Origin of the sequence: Parasphingopyxis marina, from assembly GCF_014237875.1 — a bacterium.
Lineage (GTDB): Bacteria > Pseudomonadota > Alphaproteobacteria > Sphingomonadales > Sphingomonadaceae > Parasphingopyxis > Parasphingopyxis marina.
On the sequence record NZ_JACJVJ010000002.1, the window covers coordinates 1,025,510 to 1,039,721 of the forward strand.

Consider the following 14,212-nt stretch of genomic DNA (forward strand, 5'->3'; position numbering starts at 1 on the left):
GGCTATTCGGCGGCCAGCAGGGTTTCCGCGCCTCCGAGATCGACCGAGACGAGGCGGCTGACGCCCCTCTCGACCATCGTCACGCCGTAGAGCCTGTCCATCCGCGACATCGTCACCGCATTATGGGTGACGATCAGGTAGCGGGTGTCGGTCTCGCTGCTCATCTTTTCGAGAAGCTCGCAAAAGCGCTCGATATTCGCATCGTCCAGCGGCGCATCGACCTCGTCGAGTACGCAGATCGGCGCGGGATTGGTGAGGAACAGCGCGAAGATCAGCGCGACCGCCGTCAGCGCCTGTTCGCCGCCCGAGAGCAGGGTAAGCGACGCGAGCTTCTTGCCCGGCGGTTGGGCCATGATCTCCAGCCCCGCCTCCAGCGGATCCTCTGAATCGATCAGCGCGAGATGGGCACGGCCGCCCTGGAACAGCGTGTCGAACAACCGCCGGAAATGCTTGTCCACTTCCTCGAAGGCGGCGAGCAGGCGCGCGCGTCCTTCGCGGTTCAGGTTGCCGATCGAGCCGCGCAGGCGGTTGATCGCCTGGCCCAGCTCTTCGCGTTCGGCGATCGAGGTTTCGCGTTCGCCCTCCAGCTCCTCAAGCTCGCTCTCGGCAACCAGATTGACGGGGCCGATGCGCTCGCGGTCGGCCTTGAGCTTGTCGAGCTGATAGGATTCGCGTTCGGCTTCCTCGATCTCTTCGGCATCGAATTCGAATTTCGCGGCGAGCCCGGCCGGCCGCGCGGAGAAACGTTCGCTCGCCACGCGTTCGAATTCGCGGCGACGGCTTTCGGCATTTTCGAAACGCGCCTGCGCGCCCGCGCGCGTCTCGCGAGCCTCGGAAAGTGCTTCGACCGCCTCCGTCGCCAGCCTTTCGGTTTCCGCGACCCGCTCCTCACCGGAACGTTCGGCGGTGCGCGCTTCTTCCGCCGCCGCGTTCGCCGTTTCGCACTGCGCCTGCATCGCGACGATTTTCGCTTCCAGCTCTTCGGGCGCGTTGGCCAGCGATTCGGCTTCGGTTTCCGCCTCGGCCGCCCGCTTGGTCATTTCCTGGACGCGTTTGGCGGCCTCGCCGGCGCGGCTCTTCCAGCTCGCCGCCTCGGCCCGCGCCGCATCGAAGCGTGCCTTGTCGGCGTCGATCGACTGGGCAATCGTCGCGGCTTCGGCGCGCGCTTCGGCAAGAACCAGCCGCGCCGCCTCGCTCGCGCCCTTCAGCCTCTCGACCGACTGGTCGGTTTCGCTGTGATCGGGCAGGCCGGCGATCGCCGTTTCTGCGGCTTCCAATACGGCTTTCGCTTCTTCGAGCTCGTCGCGCGCCCGGCCTCGCCGTTCCGCAAGCCCGCTCTGGTGGCTGGCAAGGCGTTCGATCGCCGCGCGGGCCGCATCTTCCTCGCGCAGCGCGGTTCGCGCCACATTTTCCGCTTCGCCAAGGGCCGCGCGTGAATCTTCCAGGATCGTGCGCGCCTCGGTCAGCGCAGCGGTCGCCGCAGCTGCCCGTGCAGCGGCGCTCTCCACCGCTTCGCGCGCGTCGGGCAATGCCGCGCCGATTTCTTCGAGCCGGTTGACCCGGATGAGCCGCTCGGCAGCCGCCGCGCCGTCTTCTTCCGACAGATAGCCATCCCAGCGCCGCAGGCGGCCGTCCCGGGTCACCAGCCGCTGGCCGACCGCCAGAACCGCCGATCCGTCATCCGTTTCGACGACGCCGATTTGCGAAAGACGTCGCAGCAATTGTGACGGCGCAGAAACATGATCGGCCAGGCATTCGGCCCCGGCGGGCAAGTGGGGATCGGCCGCTTCTCTCGTCGACCCCGACCAGCGCCGCGCGCCGCTCTCTCCGAGCCCGGCGTCGAGATCTTCGCCGAGCGCGGCGGCAAGCGCGGCCTCGTAGCCGGTTTCGGCCTTCATATGGCCGAGCGCCTTGTCTTCGGCCTCTCCCTCGATCGTTTTCGCCAGCGCCCGGGCCTCGGATTCGAGCGCCGACAGCGATGCGCGCGCGCCGGCGGTATCGCTTTCGGCCTGATCGCGCTCGGACGCCGCTTCCTCGCGGCTCATTTCGGCGGCCTCGATCGCCTCGGCCAGCTCGGTCAGCCGGGCCTCGGCCGCTTCGCGTTTTGCTTCGGCATCGCGAAATGCGGTTTCGAGCGGTTCGACCGCGCCGAGTTCGGCCATCTCGGCGGCAATCCGTTCGACTTCGCCCTCGGCGCGTTCGAGCCGGTGGCGCGCGCTCTCGGCATTGGCCTCGGCGACCCGCGAATCGGCCTGTTGCGAGGCCTGCGCCGCCAGGGCCCGTGCCATCGCAAGCTCGGCTTCCCGCGATACGGCTTCCGCTTCGGCGAGCGCGCCTTCCGCTTCGGCCCTTCGCGTATCGGTGCCTTCGAGCCGCGCCGCGATATCCCGTTCTTCGGCTTCGAGCCGTTCGAGCGCCGCCGCCGCGTCGCTTGCCAGTTCATTCTCGCGGCTGCGGTCGCGCGCGAGATTTTCGCGCTGGCTCACCAGTTCGCCGATACGGCGCTCGACCGCCGAGCGTTCCTGTTTGAGCGCTGCCAGTTCATGGCCGAGCGACGCTGCTTTGGCCCGGGCTTCTTCGGCGGCGTTGCGCAGCTCGGCGAGTTTGCGCGCCGCTTCGGCCTGATGGACCGCCGCGGCCCGCTGGCTTTCGCTTTCCTCGGCGACCCGGGCTTCCGCGGTTTCCGCTTCCGCCTTGGCCTGTTCCGCCGCCGCCGCCGCGTCGCGCCAGCGCGCGAAGACAAGCCGCGCTTCGCCGGTTTCGATCTGCTCGCTGAGCTGGCGATAGCGCCGGGCCTGGCTGGCCTGCCGTTTCAACGCGCGGACGCGCTGTTCCATATCGGCGAGCAGGTCATCGAGCCGGGAGAGATTGGTTTCGGCGGCCCGCAATTTCTGCTCGGCATCCTTGCGGCGGACATGAAGGCCAGCGATTCCCGCCGCCTCTTCCAGCATCTGCCGCCGTTCGGTGGGCTTGGCGGAAACCACCGCGCCGATCTTGCCCTGGCTGACGAGCGCCGGCGAATGCGCGCCGGTCGCGGCATCGGCGAACAGCAAAGCGACATCCTTGGCGCGCACGTCGCGACCGTTGACGCGGTAGGCGGAACCCGCCCCGCGCTCGATCCGGCGAACGACCTCGACTTCGCTCTCGAACGGGATCGTACTGCCCTCGGGCTGGTCCCCCTCCTGGCGTTCCGCAAGAATCGAAACCTCGGCGAAATCGCGAGACGGGCGCGCATCGGTGCCCGCGAAGATCACATCCTCCATGCCGCCGCCGCGCATCGATTTGGGCGAACTTTCGCCCATCGTCCAGCGCAGCGCCTCCAGCAGGTTGGACTTGCCGCAACCATTGGGGCCGACAATGCCGGTAAGGCCCTGTTCGATCCTCAGCTCTGTCGGATCGACGAAGCTCTTGAATCCTGCAAGTTTCAGCCGTTTCAGACGCATCGGAGACTATCCCCGGCTGTCACGGCGTATGTCTGCCCGGTTTCATGCAAGCTACTGCACCATCTCCTGGATCCGCGCTTCGAGCTGCGGCCAGGTCACGACGCCGGAAGCAACCTGTCCGTTAATCAGGAAGGTCGGCGTGCCGGAAAGATTATACTCGCTGAGCGCCGTATTGCGGAGCGTTTCGAGCTCGCCCACCAAATCCTGATCGGCAAGGCATTGGCGGGCCTGGGTCTCGGAAATACCCATGCCGCCGACCAGCGGGATCAGCCCCGCCGCCTCGGCATAGCCGAGAACCGGATCGCTGCTTTGCGCGATCTGCTGGAGGCGCGCTTCGCCCGCACCCTGCACCTGGGTGATCATTGCGGCCTGGTTGGCGAACAGCCGTTCGTTGAGCTGGAAGAAGGGCGCAGCGCCGTTGCAGCGGGCAAGCAGCGCAGCGGCGAGATCGAGCGGATCGCGCACGAAATTGCGCATTTCGAAGCTGACCGTGCCTTGGGAAATATAGTTCTCGACCAATGGGTTGAAGCTCTGCTCGGCGAAATCCGCGCAATGCGGGCAGGTCAGCGAGCCATATTCGACGATCCGGATCGCCGCATCCGGATTGCCCATGCGAAAACCGCCTTCTTCGGTCTTTTCGACCGTCTCGACCCAGTTTTGCGAGGTATCGGCCACCACCGGGCCATTGGCTTGGCCGCCATTGGCGGAGCTTTCCCCGCTGCAGGCAGACGCTGTCATCGCAAGCGCAAGCGCCAGGGCGGACGTTTTCAGAACGGTCTTCATCACTCGGTCACTCCATTGATTGCGTCGCGGCCAATATCGCCGAGACGCTTAACCTGCAATTGCTGCACCGGCGCCTTCGCATCGAGGCGGGGCGCGCTATCTACCGCCACGACCGAAGCCGCCAGCCCTTCGAGACAGGCGCGCAATTCGGGATCGGCAATCTCGCGAAGAGAATCGCCCAGCGCAGCGGGCACGGGCCGCAACGAGGGCGGTGCCGGTCTGCGTTCGGCGGGTTCGGGCGGACGACCCTGCTGGATCGCGATGCGGCTGACGGCCGGATAGCCGAAAAACCGGTTCACCCGTTCAATGATAGCGGGTTCGATATGCTGCATCATAGTCGCATGGGCACCGGCAACATTCAGCCGCAAAACGCCGTTCGAACGCTTCCCGGCCGGGAAGCGGATCGATTCGGGGGTCGAAACCTCGGCATAGCGATCGCCGACAATCTCCGGCCAGCGGCTGACCACCGAGCTCTGGACGAACCCGAACCGGCGAAAGGACGCCGCGCCGATATTGGGCACCATATCCCCCACGGCGCGCGCACGCCGGCTGCGCGGCGGCGCCTTTTTGGGGTCTTTGCCCGAAATATTGCGGGTTTTCGCCATGGCTAGGCTCATGCCATAGCGCCCCTATGGTCGCTATCAAGCTTTCATCGCCGATGTGGATAATCCGGAAGGCCAAAACGCCCGGAAAGCGGGGCTGGTGACGGTTAGCGAAACCTTGCTGGACTGGTACGACGCGAACGGGCGCACGCTGCCCTGGCGCGCCAGGCCGGGTGATCCGCCGCCCGATCCCTATCGGGTCTGGCTATCCGAAATCATGTTGCAGCAGACCACCGTCGCAGCGGTGAAGCCCTATTACCGGAAGTTCACCGAACGCTGGCCGAATGTCGAGGCGCTCGCGGCGGCGGATGAGGCCGACGTTATGGCCGCCTGGGCAGGGCTCGGCTATTATGCCCGGGCTCGCAATCTCCATGCCTGCGCCCGCGCCGTCACCTCCGATTATGGCGGGCAGTTCCCCGAAACCGAGAAAGGGCTGCGCGCCCTGCCCGGCATCGGCGCCTATACCGGCGCGGCGATCGCCGCGATCGCCTTTGGCGAGCCGGCCGCCGTCGTCGATGCCAATGTGGAGCGCGTCGTCGCACGGCTGCACGCCATCGAAACGCCGCTGCCCCGCGCCCGTCCCGAAATAAGACGGATCGCCGAGGAACTGACACCGCGGAAACGCACCGGTGATTTTGCGCAGGCGATGATGGATCTTGGCGCAACGATCTGCACGGCGCGCAACCCCGATTGCACCGCCTGCCCGTTGCGCGCCGGCTGCGCGGCAGCCGAGACGGACAATCCTGCCGCCTATCCGGTCAAGCCGGCGAAAAAGGCGAAACCCGTGAAGCGCGGCACGGCCTTCTGGCTGGAACATGAAGGCGAGGTGCTGCTCGTCCGCCGCCCGGCGCGGGGAATGCTGGGCGGAATGCGCGCACTTCCCAGCGGCGCCTGGGAGGAGGCCGCGCCTGGCCTCGCCGACGCGCCCGTCGCAGCCGAATGGGAAGCGCGCGGCACCGTATCCCATGTCTTCACCCATTTCGCGCTGGAGCTCGATGTCGTCGCCGCAAGCGGGTTGACGCGGGAAGGCGTGGAGGGCGAATGGTGGCCGATCGACACGATAGAGGGTGCCGGGCTGCCGACGCTGTTCGCCAAGGCCGCCGCGCTTGCCCGCGCGCAACGACGTGCGCAACGAGAGGATGACGAATGAGATATGCGTACCGCACCGGGCTCACGGGATCGCTGATCGAACGCGCCGACCAGATCCGGATCAGCGACGAAGCGGTGGCGGAACAGTGCCGCAGCCTGCGCGCGCGCCTGTTGAAGCTCGCCGATCTCGATCCCGAACTGGGGCCGGATGGGCTGCTCTGCTGGGGTTCCATGGCCGACCGCCCGGACGGCGCGGAATTGCTGTTCCTTGGCCTTGACGGCGACGCGCCCTGTTTCGCGCCGCTGATCGAAGAAGGCCAGACGCCCGGCATGCAGGCCTATGCCGTCTGGCGGCAGCTCGACATGATGCCGCCCGAGGAAGCGTCCACCTACGCGGCCGCGCGCTCACTGATCGAATGGCATCGCGGGCATCTGTTCTGCAGCCGCTGCGGCACGCGCTCCAGGGTCACCAAGGCCGGATGGGGCCGCAAATGCCCGGCGTGCGATGCCGAACATTTCCCGCGCGTCGATCCGGTCGTCATCATGCTCGCCGAATATGAAGGCAAGGCGCTGGTCGGCCGCCAACCGCGCTTCCCGCCGGACCGCTATTCGGCGCTTGCCGGCTTCGTCGAACCCGGCGAAGCGATCGAGGAAGCAGTCGCGCGCGAACTGTTCGAGGAAGCCGGCGTCCGCGCGAAAGAGGTCCGCTATCTCGCCAGCCAGCCCTGGCCCTTTCCCAACTCGCTGATGATGGCCTGTATTGCCCCGGTGGAGGATGACGCGCTGACCCTCGATATCGAGGAACTGGAGGCGGCGATGTGGGTTTCGAAGGAAGAGGTCGCCGCATCGCTGGCCGGCGCGCCGGACGCCCCGTTCATCGCACCGCCGCATTTCGCCATCGCCCACACGCTGCTGCGCGCCTGGGTCGAAAGCGACGCCGACAAAGCGTGATTTGGGCGCTTGCGATAGAGCGCTCCGCTCTCTAAAGCACCGCCCAAGCACTCCTGACCACGGGAACCGAAGACATGAGTCAGTTCAACACCATTGCAGGCTGGGCACTGGCAGGCGGCATCGTCGCGCTGGGCTCGTCAATCGTGATGGGCGAAGTTTTTCACGCCGAGCGCCCCGAAACCATGGGCTATCATGTCGAGGGCGTCGAAGCCGAAGGCGGCGCGGAAGAAGCCGAGATGTCGATCGCCGAAGCGCTGAACACGGCCACCGTCGAACAGGGCGAAAGCATTTTCCGCCGCTGCGCGAGCTGCCACACGATCAACCAGGGCGGTGCGGACGGCATCGGGCCGAATCTCTACGGCGTCGTCGGCGCCGCGCACGGCCATCGCGCCGGCTATGCCTATTCCTCGGCCATCGCCGAGATTGCTGGACCCTGGGATTTCGATGCCCTCAACGAGTGGCTGCGCCGTCCCTCGGCTTATGCCCCGGGCACGAAAATGAGCTTTGCCGGCCTCTCCGATCCGCTCGATCGGGCCGCCGTGATCCTCTACATGAACGCGCAAGGTTCGAATGTTGCGCTGCCGCCGCCGCCCGCGGCCGAGGAAGAAACGGAAGCCGAAGACGCGGCCATCGAAGGCGCCGAAGATGCGGACCCGGAAGCGGAAGCGGCAACCGAGGCCGATACCGGCGAGGCAGCGCCCGAAGGCGAATGATCGCCAGCTGAAGGCGAGCTAGTCGGCGGCCAGCACGTTCGGCTGGTTTTTCCAGCCGGTCGGTTCCTGATAAAATTCGCGGATCATCGCCCAGGCTTCTTCGCCGGTTTCGGCGAAGCGGATGATATGGAGATCGTCCGGGGAAATCGTCCCCTCTTCGGCCAGCGCCTTGAAATCGATCACCCGCGTCCAGAATTCCTCACCGAACAGGATGATCGGCAGCGGCTTCATCTTGCCCGTCTGGACGAGGCAGAGCAGCTCGAACATCTCGTCGAACGTGCCGAACCCCCCGGGGAAAACGGCAACCGCGCGCGCATGGATCAGGAAGTGCATCTTCCGAAGCGCGAAATAGTGAAACTGGAAACTTAGGGACGGCGTCACATATTCATTGGGCGCCTGTTCGTGCGGCAACACGATATTGAGGCCGATCGATTCCTCGCCTTCGTCCGCCGCGCCGCGATTGGCGGCTTCCATGATCGAAGGGCCGCCGCCCGAGCAGACGACGAACTGGCGCTTGCCGTCTTCATCGGGCGCGCAGCGACTCGCGAGACGCGCAAGCGCGCGCGCTTCGTCATAATATTTGGCCTTTGCGCGCAGATTTTCCGCGATCTTTCTTTGCGGTCCCTCGACGGCTTCGACCATCGCATCGGCCAGCGCCGGTTCGGGAATGCGGGCGGACCCGTACATCACGAGCGTCGACCCGATATTCGCTTCCTCGAGCAATATCTGCGGCTTCAGCAGCTCCAGCTGGAATCGGATCGGACGCAGATCCTCGCGCAGCAGGAAATCGGTATCCTGAAAGGCAAGCCGATAGGCCGGGTCCTCGGTCTGCGGCGTGGAGGTCGGCGACTGGCGCGCATAGGCGGCATCTTCGCCGGAGGAATAGAAGATGTGATCGGGGATGTGCGGGTCTCTCATGCCAAACCCTTAGCGGCAATATGGCCCGCGATCACCCATGTCGAAATGAAAATGGTTATAATGATCGGCATTGGCGTCCGGGCCGAGCACGATTTCGAAACGCTCGCAGGCGCCGCTATGGAGCTCGCGCAGGAATTCCCGCTCCCGCCGGTCCCCGCGCCACCCTTCCTGCACCGTGATTCGGCGGCCGCCGGCCAGCGTGAAGGCCGAAATATCGATGGCGTTGGCCTTGCCATGTTCGGACAGCCTTCCGCTACCGTTGATATTGCGGCAGCTATAGGTTCCGAAGGTTTCGACCAGCGTCACCTGCTCGCCGAAACGGCGCTGCGCCGCCGGTTGCAGCACTTCGCGCACCCAACGGCCGTAGCGCGCGGCGAGCGGGCAGGTCATCGCGCCGAGATTGCGGGTCGGGACGCCGACCTGAAGCAGTTGGACAGCGCCGATAGCCCGGCAGCCCCGGCTGAAATTGCGATCCGGCAGGCGCGTATATTCCACGCCGTCGCGGCTGAGATTGCCAAGGCATTGGCGCAAATCGGCGCTTGGTGCCGGCAGGCGTTCGGTACGCTGCTGCGGCGCCGGCCGGTTATCCGAACGGCCATCGACGAGCCCGCAAGATGCGAGCAGCAGACACAAAAGGATCGTCCCCCCGATACGCATGGAGGGAACGCTATCTCGCGGGCGGCACGGGTCAACGAACGCGGGAGGATTTTGAGTCGAGCCGTGCGCTTTCTCCGTTGACATGCTGCGCTGCGATACGCATTGGGGCGCCGGGCCACGCTGTCCCAACGCAGCGCGTGCTCTCTGTGAGGAGAGAATACATGACTAGTGAACCTACGGTCCGTCCGGGCCGCCCGTTTTTTTCATCCGGACCCACCTCCAAATTCCCCGACTGGTCGCTCGACAAATTGAGCACCGAATCGCTCGGCCGCTCGCACCGTTCGGCGCTCGGCAAGAGCCGCCTCAAATATGCGATCGACCTCAGCCGCGAGCTGCTCGGCATCCCCGACGATTATCTGATCGGCATCGTGCCCGGTTCCGACACCGGCGCGGTCGAGCTTGCCATGTGGAACATGCTGGGCGCCCGCCCGGTCACCGTCGCCGCATGGGAAAGCTTCGGCAATGTCTGGATCCAGGACGCGGTGAAGCAGCTCAAGCCCGCCAACCTGACGGTGCTCGAAGCCGATTATGGCGAAATCCCCGACCTCGCCTCGATCGACAAGGGCGACGACATCGTCTTCACCTGGAACGGCACGACTTCGGGCGCGAAGATCCCGAATACCGACTGGATCGCCGACGACCGCGAAGGCATCACCATCAACGATGCGACTTCGGCCATCTTCGCGCAGGAGATGGACTGGTCGAAGCTCGATGCCACGACGTACAGCTGGCAGAAGGTGATGGGATCGGAAGCCGCGCACGGCATGCTGATCCTCAGCCCCCGGGCCGTCGAGCGGATCGAAAGCTATGATCCGCCCTGGCCGCTGCCGAAAATCTTCCGCGTGAAGAAAGGCGACAAGATCAACGGCGCGATCTTCGAAGGCGCAACGATCAACACGCCCTCGATGCTCGCAACCGAAGACTATATCGCCGCGCTGGAATGGGCGAAGTCGATCGGCGGACGCAGCGAACTCGTCGCCCGGGCCGACCGCGCCAGCAAGGTCGTGCTCGACTGGATCGAAGCGACGCCCTGGCTTCGCAACATGGTGTCCGATCCGGCCAAGCGCACCAACACCGGCGTCTGCATGGTGTTCCAGGGCGAATGGTATGACGGCCTGTCCGACGAGGACAAAGCCGCGGTGCCGAAGAAGATCGTGAAGATGCTCGAAGACCGGGACATCGGCTATGATTTCAACGGCTACCGCGATGCCCCGCCAAGCTTGCGGATCTGGTGCGGCTCGACGGTCGAAGCCAACGATGTCGCCGCGCTGCTGCCCTGGATCGAATGGGCGTACGAGCAGGTCAAGACCGAGCTTTCCTGAGACAATTTCGCCGTCATGCTGAACATGTTTCAGCATCCGCTTCTCCATTCGCAGGCACATCGCAGAATGAGGAGTGGACCCTGAAACAAGTTCAGGGTGACGGCTCGGCGATCCGAGGATCGCCCTGACCAAAAAGGGATATTGCAATGCCCAAGGTACTGATTTCCGACAAGATGGACCCCAAAGCCGCAGAGATCTTCCGCGAGCGCGGGATCGAAGTCGACGAAAAGACCGGCCTTTCGAAGGAAGAACTGGCCGAGATCATCGGCGAGTATGACGGCCTCGCCATCCGGTCTTCGACCAAGGTGACGCCGAAGATCCTCGAGGCCGCGACCAACCTGAAAGTGATCGGCCGCGCCGGCATCGGCGTCGACAATATCGACGTGCCCGCAGCTTCCTCTCATGGCGTGGTCGTGATGAACACGCCGTTCGGCAATTCGATCACCACCGCCGAACACGCTATCGCGCTGATGTTTGCGCTCGCCCGCCAGCTTCCCGAAGCCGACACCTCGACCCAGGCCGGCAAATGGGAAAAATCGAAGTTCATGGGCGTCGAACTGACGCACAAGACGCTGGGCCTGATCGGAGCCGGCAATATCGGATCGATCGTCGCGGATCGCGCGCACGGCCTGAAGATGAAGGTCGCCGCCTATGATCCCTTCCTTTCGGAGGAGCGCGCCATCGAACTCGGCGTCGAAAAGGTGACCCTGGACGAACTGTTTGCCCGGGCCGATTTCATCACCCTGCACACCCCGCTGACCGACCAGACGCGCGGCATCATTTCGGCCGAAGCCATCGCGAAGATGAAGCCCGGCGTACGCATCATCAACTGCGCGCGCGGCGGCCTGATCGACGAGGCAGCGCTCAAGGAAGCGCTCGAATCGGGGCATGTCGCGGGAGCGGCGCTCGACGTGTTCGTCGAGGAGCCGGCCAAGGAAAACGCCCTGTTCGGCACGCCGGGCCTGATCTCCACGCCGCATCTCGGCGCGTCCACTTCGGAAGCGCAGATCAATGTCGCGATCCAGGTGGCGGAGCAGATGTCCGACTATCTGATCGACGGCGGCGTCACCAATGCGCTCAACATGCCCTCGCTCTCGGCCGAGGAAGCGCCGAAGCTGCGACCCTATATGGAACTCGCCGAAAAGCTGGGTTCGTTGGTGGGTCAGTTGGCGCATGACGCGCTGCGCTCAATCTCGATCGAACTCGAAGGCGCGGCCGCCGAGCTCAACCCGAAACCGATCACAGGCGCCGTGCTCGCCGGGTTCATGAGCGCCTTTACCGACACGGTGAACATGGTGAACGCGCCATATCTCGCCAAGGAACGCGGGCTCGACGTCCGCGAAATCCGGCACGACCGGGAAGGCGTCTATCACACGCTCGTCCGCGTCGCGGTGATGACCGACGAGGGCGAGAAGTCCGTCGCGGGCACGCTGTTCGGCGAAGCCGCGCCACGCCTGGTCGAGATTTTCGGGATCAACATCGAGGCCGATCTCGACGGCGCGATGCTCTACATCGTCAATGAGGACAAGCCGGGCTTTATCGGCCGCATCGGTACCACCTTGGGCGAAGCCGGCGTCAATATTGGCAACTTCCACCTTGGGCGGCGCGATGGCGGCGGCGAGGCGATCCTTCTCCTCTCGGTCGACCAGCGGGTCGAGGAACCGGTGATGTGGCAGGTCTGCAACCTGGAAGGCGTCAAAACCGTGAAGTCGCTGAGCTTCTAGGTGGCGCTTCTAGAACCGGATCGGACAGGCTAAGAGCTTCCGCATGACGAGCGATCCTATCTCCAAGGGGCTGCTGCCCGAAGGCCTGCGCGACCGGCTGCCGCCGGACGCGGAGGCTGCCGCGCGGCTGCTCCGCACCGTGCTCGATACGGTCGCTTCCTATGGCTATGAGCGCGTCTCGCCGCCGCTGGCGGAGTTCGAGGAGGGGCTGGTCGGCCAGCTCAAGCTCGGCGGCGCGCAGGATCTGCTCAGGATCATCGATCCCGCCTCGCAGCGCACGCTCGCGCTGAGGCCCGATATCACCGCGCAGGTCGGCCGGATCGCGTCGACGCGCATGGCCCACCGCGCGCGCCCCTTGCGCCTCGCCTATGGCGGCGAGGTGCTGAAACTGCGCGCGACGCAATTGCGGCCCGAGCGGCAATTGCTTCAGGCCGGCGCGGAACTGATCGGCAGCGACGGCGTCGCCGCGGCGCGCGAGATCCTGACGATGGCCGTCGAGGCGCTGACGGCGGCGGGTGTCGGCGAGATCACCGTCGACCTCACCTTGCCCGATCTCGTGCCGACTCTGGCAGCGGGTCCCTTCCCGCTCCCCGAAGGCCAGATCGAATCGGTCCGCGCCGAACTCGACGAGAAGGACGCCGGCGCGATCGCCGCGCTGGGCGCCGAAGCCTATCTGCCGCTGATCCGCGCCGCCGGGCCGATCGGCCCCGCGCTCGAACGGATGCGGGCCATCGATGCCGGCGACGCGCTGACGTCGCGGCTCGACGGGCTCCAACAGATCGCCGAAGCGCTCGAAGGCCGGGCCACCGTCACCCTCGATCCCACCGAGCGCCATGGCTTCGAATATCAGAGCTGGATCGGCTTCTCGCTGTTCGGCGCCGAACTGGGCGGCGAGATCGGCCGCGGCGGCAGCTATGCGATTTGCGCCGAGGGCGATGCCGAGGAACCGGCGATGGGCTTTTCGCTCTATCTCGATCCGCTGGTCGATGCCGGGCTCGGCGCGAAGGACAAGCGCCGGCTGTTCGTGCCGCTCGGCACCGATCCCGCGCTCGCCGTCTCGCTGCGTGCCGAAGGCTGGCGCACGGTCGCCGCGCTGACCGATGCCGATAGCGCCGAACGGCTGGGCTGCACCCACCGGCTCGACGGCCAAACGCCCCAGCCGCTCTAGCGGCCGAACAGTTCCCGCAGATAGGCCTGCACGACCGGCGTCGCCGGGCTGCGGTCCGTGCCGAGCCCGCGATTGAGTTCGCCGTGATTGGTGTCCTGCATCGCCTCCACCCGGACATGGTCGCCCGCCGCGCGCAGCCGCTCGCCCAGCCCGACCGACTGGGCCCGCGAATCGTGCCGGCTCGCCACATAGAGGATCAGCCAGTCCGGCGCATTGGGCCGCGCCGTGTGCTCGCTCGGCGATAGCGCCAATTGCCGGGCGCGGTCCGTGCCGAAGGCGTTGCGGTACATCCGCGCCATGAAGCGCCGCGCGTCCGCCATCTGCCGGGGAACGTCGTAACCGGCGCCATCGAGCAGGACGACGCCGGAAATCGCGCCGAGGTCGCCGCGCAGATAGCGCGGATCGGTCGCCACCAGCGCCGCAAGATGCGCCCCCGCGCTATGCCCGACCAGCACGATCCGATCGCCATCGAAGCCAAGCGCGCGCGCCCTGCGGCGCAATAGCGCCACCGCCGAAGCGATGTCCTCCGCCTGGTCCTCCACCGTCCCGTCGGGCACGAGGCGATAGCCGGTCGATGCGAAGGCATAGCCGAGGCCGTTAAAAAATTCCGGCTTGTCCTGCACATAGCCGCGGTTGCCGATCCGCCAGCCGCCGCCATGGATGAACAGGACGAGCGGCACGTCCGCACCCGGGTTGGGGGCGGCGTAGAAATCTACCGCCTGATGCCGGTCACTGCCGAAAGAGAGCGTCTCCTGCGCCGCCGCGCCGCCGCTCAATGTCGCTGTGCCTGCCAGAAACACCGCCGCCAGGCCGAGCCCGGCCATCCATCGCTTTGCCATAGC

At 65.9% G+C, this 14,212-nt stretch carries 12 protein-coding genes; 6 read left to right on the forward strand and 6 right to left on the reverse strand.

The window, feature by feature from the left end; all coding sequences use genetic code 11:
* Nucleotides 1-2 precede the first annotated feature (2 nt).
* The 3 genes from smc to H6P80_RS13790 are packed head-to-tail and all read right to left on the reverse strand — an operon-like array spanning nt 3 to nt 4,843.
* The gene (gene smc / locus H6P80_RS13780; RefSeq protein WP_185801927.1) at nt 3-3,443 is read right to left on the reverse strand and encodes a chromosome segregation protein SMC; all 3,441 of its coding nucleotides are present in this window, start codon (nt 3,441-3,443) and stop codon (nt 3-5) included.
* Nucleotides 3,444-3,494: 51 nt separating this feature from the next.
* Complete coding sequence (locus H6P80_RS13785) at nt 3,495-4,226, reverse strand: DsbA family protein (RefSeq protein WP_235973957.1); 732 nt, start codon at nt 4,224-4,226, stop codon at nt 3,495-3,497.
* The gene (locus H6P80_RS13790) at nt 4,226-4,843 is read right to left on the reverse strand and encodes a DUF721 domain-containing protein (RefSeq protein ID WP_235973886.1); all 618 of its coding nucleotides are present in this window, start codon (nt 4,841-4,843) and stop codon (nt 4,226-4,228) included. Before H6P80_RS13790 ends, H6P80_RS13785 begins: the two co-directional genes overlap by 1 nt.
* An 85-nt stretch (nt 4,844-4,928) precedes the next feature.
* Between H6P80_RS13790 and mutY the strand changes: the two genes are divergently transcribed.
* From mutY to H6P80_RS13805, 3 genes are all read left to right on the forward strand, one after another.
* The gene (gene mutY / locus H6P80_RS13795) at nt 4,929-5,978 is read left to right on the forward strand and encodes an A/G-specific adenine glycosylase (protein WP_328805021.1); all 1,050 of its coding nucleotides are present in this window, start codon (nt 4,929-4,931) and stop codon (nt 5,976-5,978) included.
* Entirely contained in the window at nt 5,975-6,868 is an 894-nt protein-coding gene (gene nudC / locus H6P80_RS13800) for an NAD(+) diphosphatase (protein WP_185801929.1), read from the forward strand. Before mutY ends, nudC begins: the two co-directional genes overlap by 4 nt.
* 74 nt (nt 6,869-6,942) lie before the next feature.
* Nucleotides 6,943-7,581 (forward strand): c-type cytochrome, encoded by a 639-nt coding sequence (locus H6P80_RS13805; protein ID WP_185801930.1) that lies wholly within the window; start codon nt 6,943-6,945, stop codon nt 7,579-7,581.
* An 18-nt stretch (nt 7,582-7,599) separates the two neighbouring features.
* On the opposite strand, the gene H6P80_RS13810 is transcribed toward H6P80_RS13805, so the two are convergent.
* The gene (locus H6P80_RS13810; protein WP_185801931.1) at nt 7,600-8,499 is read right to left on the reverse strand and encodes an LOG family protein; all 900 of its coding nucleotides are present in this window, start codon (nt 8,497-8,499) and stop codon (nt 7,600-7,602) included.
* 9 nt (nt 8,500-8,508) lie between these two features.
* Entirely contained in the window at nt 8,509-9,156 is a 648-nt protein-coding gene (locus tag H6P80_RS13815; RefSeq protein WP_185801932.1) for an extensin-like domain-containing protein, read from the reverse strand.
* Between the two features lie 161 nt (nt 9,157-9,317).
* Here H6P80_RS13815 and H6P80_RS13820 point away from each other — a divergent pair, with 161 nt between their 5' ends.
* From H6P80_RS13820 to H6P80_RS13830, 3 genes are all read left to right on the forward strand, one after another.
* Entirely contained in the window at nt 9,318-10,478 is a 1,161-nt protein-coding gene (locus H6P80_RS13820; protein WP_185801933.1) for a phosphoserine transaminase, read from the forward strand.
* A 146-nt stretch (nt 10,479-10,624) separates the two neighbouring features.
* Nucleotides 10,625-12,202 carry a phosphoglycerate dehydrogenase gene (gene serA / locus H6P80_RS13825; protein ID WP_185801934.1) on the forward strand — a complete coding sequence of 526 codons (1,578 nt, stop codon included), beginning with the start codon at nt 10,625-10,627 and terminating at the stop codon, nt 12,200-12,202.
* Between the two features lie 43 nt (nt 12,203-12,245).
* A complete protein-coding gene (locus H6P80_RS13830) occupies nt 12,246-13,370 on the forward strand; it encodes an ATP phosphoribosyltransferase regulatory subunit (RefSeq protein WP_185801935.1) in 1,125 nt (374 codons plus the stop codon).
* Here H6P80_RS13830 and H6P80_RS13835 read toward each other — a convergent pair.
* Nucleotides 13,367-14,209 carry an alpha/beta hydrolase gene (locus H6P80_RS13835; RefSeq protein WP_185801936.1) on the reverse strand — a complete coding sequence of 281 codons (843 nt, stop codon included), beginning with the start codon at nt 14,207-14,209 and terminating at the stop codon, nt 13,367-13,369. The two genes, H6P80_RS13830 and H6P80_RS13835, sit on opposite strands and share 4 nt — an antisense overlap.
* Between the last annotated feature and the right edge of the window lie 3 nt (nt 14,210-14,212).

Coding starts and splice junctions, on each gene's coding strand:
- H6P80_RS13790 (WP_235973886.1), bottom strand. CDS start 4,843: ATGAGCCTAGCCATGGCGAAAACCCGCAATATTTCGGGCAAAGACCCC.
- H6P80_RS13785 (WP_235973957.1), bottom strand. CDS start 4,226: ATGAAGACCGTTCTGAAAACGTCCGCCCTGGCGCTTGCGCTTGCGATG.
- H6P80_RS13805 (WP_185801930.1), top strand. CDS start 6,943: ATGAGTCAGTTCAACACCATTGCAGGCTGGGCACTGGCAGGCGGCATC.
- H6P80_RS13815 (WP_185801932.1), bottom strand. CDS start 9,156: ATGCGTATCGGGGGGACGATCCTTTTGTGTCTGCTGCTCGCATCTTGC.
- H6P80_RS13835 (WP_185801936.1), bottom strand. CDS start 14,209: ATGGCAAAGCGATGGATGGCCGGGCTCGGCCTGGCGGCGGTGTTTCTG.
- H6P80_RS13810 (WP_185801931.1), bottom strand. CDS start 8,499: ATGAGAGACCCGCACATCCCCGATCACATCTTCTATTCCTCCGGCGAA.
- smc (WP_185801927.1), bottom strand. CDS start 3,443: ATGCGTCTGAAACGGCTGAAACTTGCAGGATTCAAGAGCTTCGTCGAT.
- H6P80_RS13830 (WP_185801935.1), top strand. CDS start 12,246: ATGACGAGCGATCCTATCTCCAAGGGGCTGCTGCCCGAAGGCCTGCGC.
- nudC (WP_185801929.1), top strand. CDS start 5,975: ATGAGATATGCGTACCGCACCGGGCTCACGGGATCGCTGATCGAACGC.
- serA (WP_185801934.1), top strand. CDS start 10,625: ATGCCCAAGGTACTGATTTCCGACAAGATGGACCCCAAAGCCGCAGAG.
- H6P80_RS13820 (WP_185801933.1), top strand. CDS start 9,318: ATGACTAGTGAACCTACGGTCCGTCCGGGCCGCCCGTTTTTTTCATCC.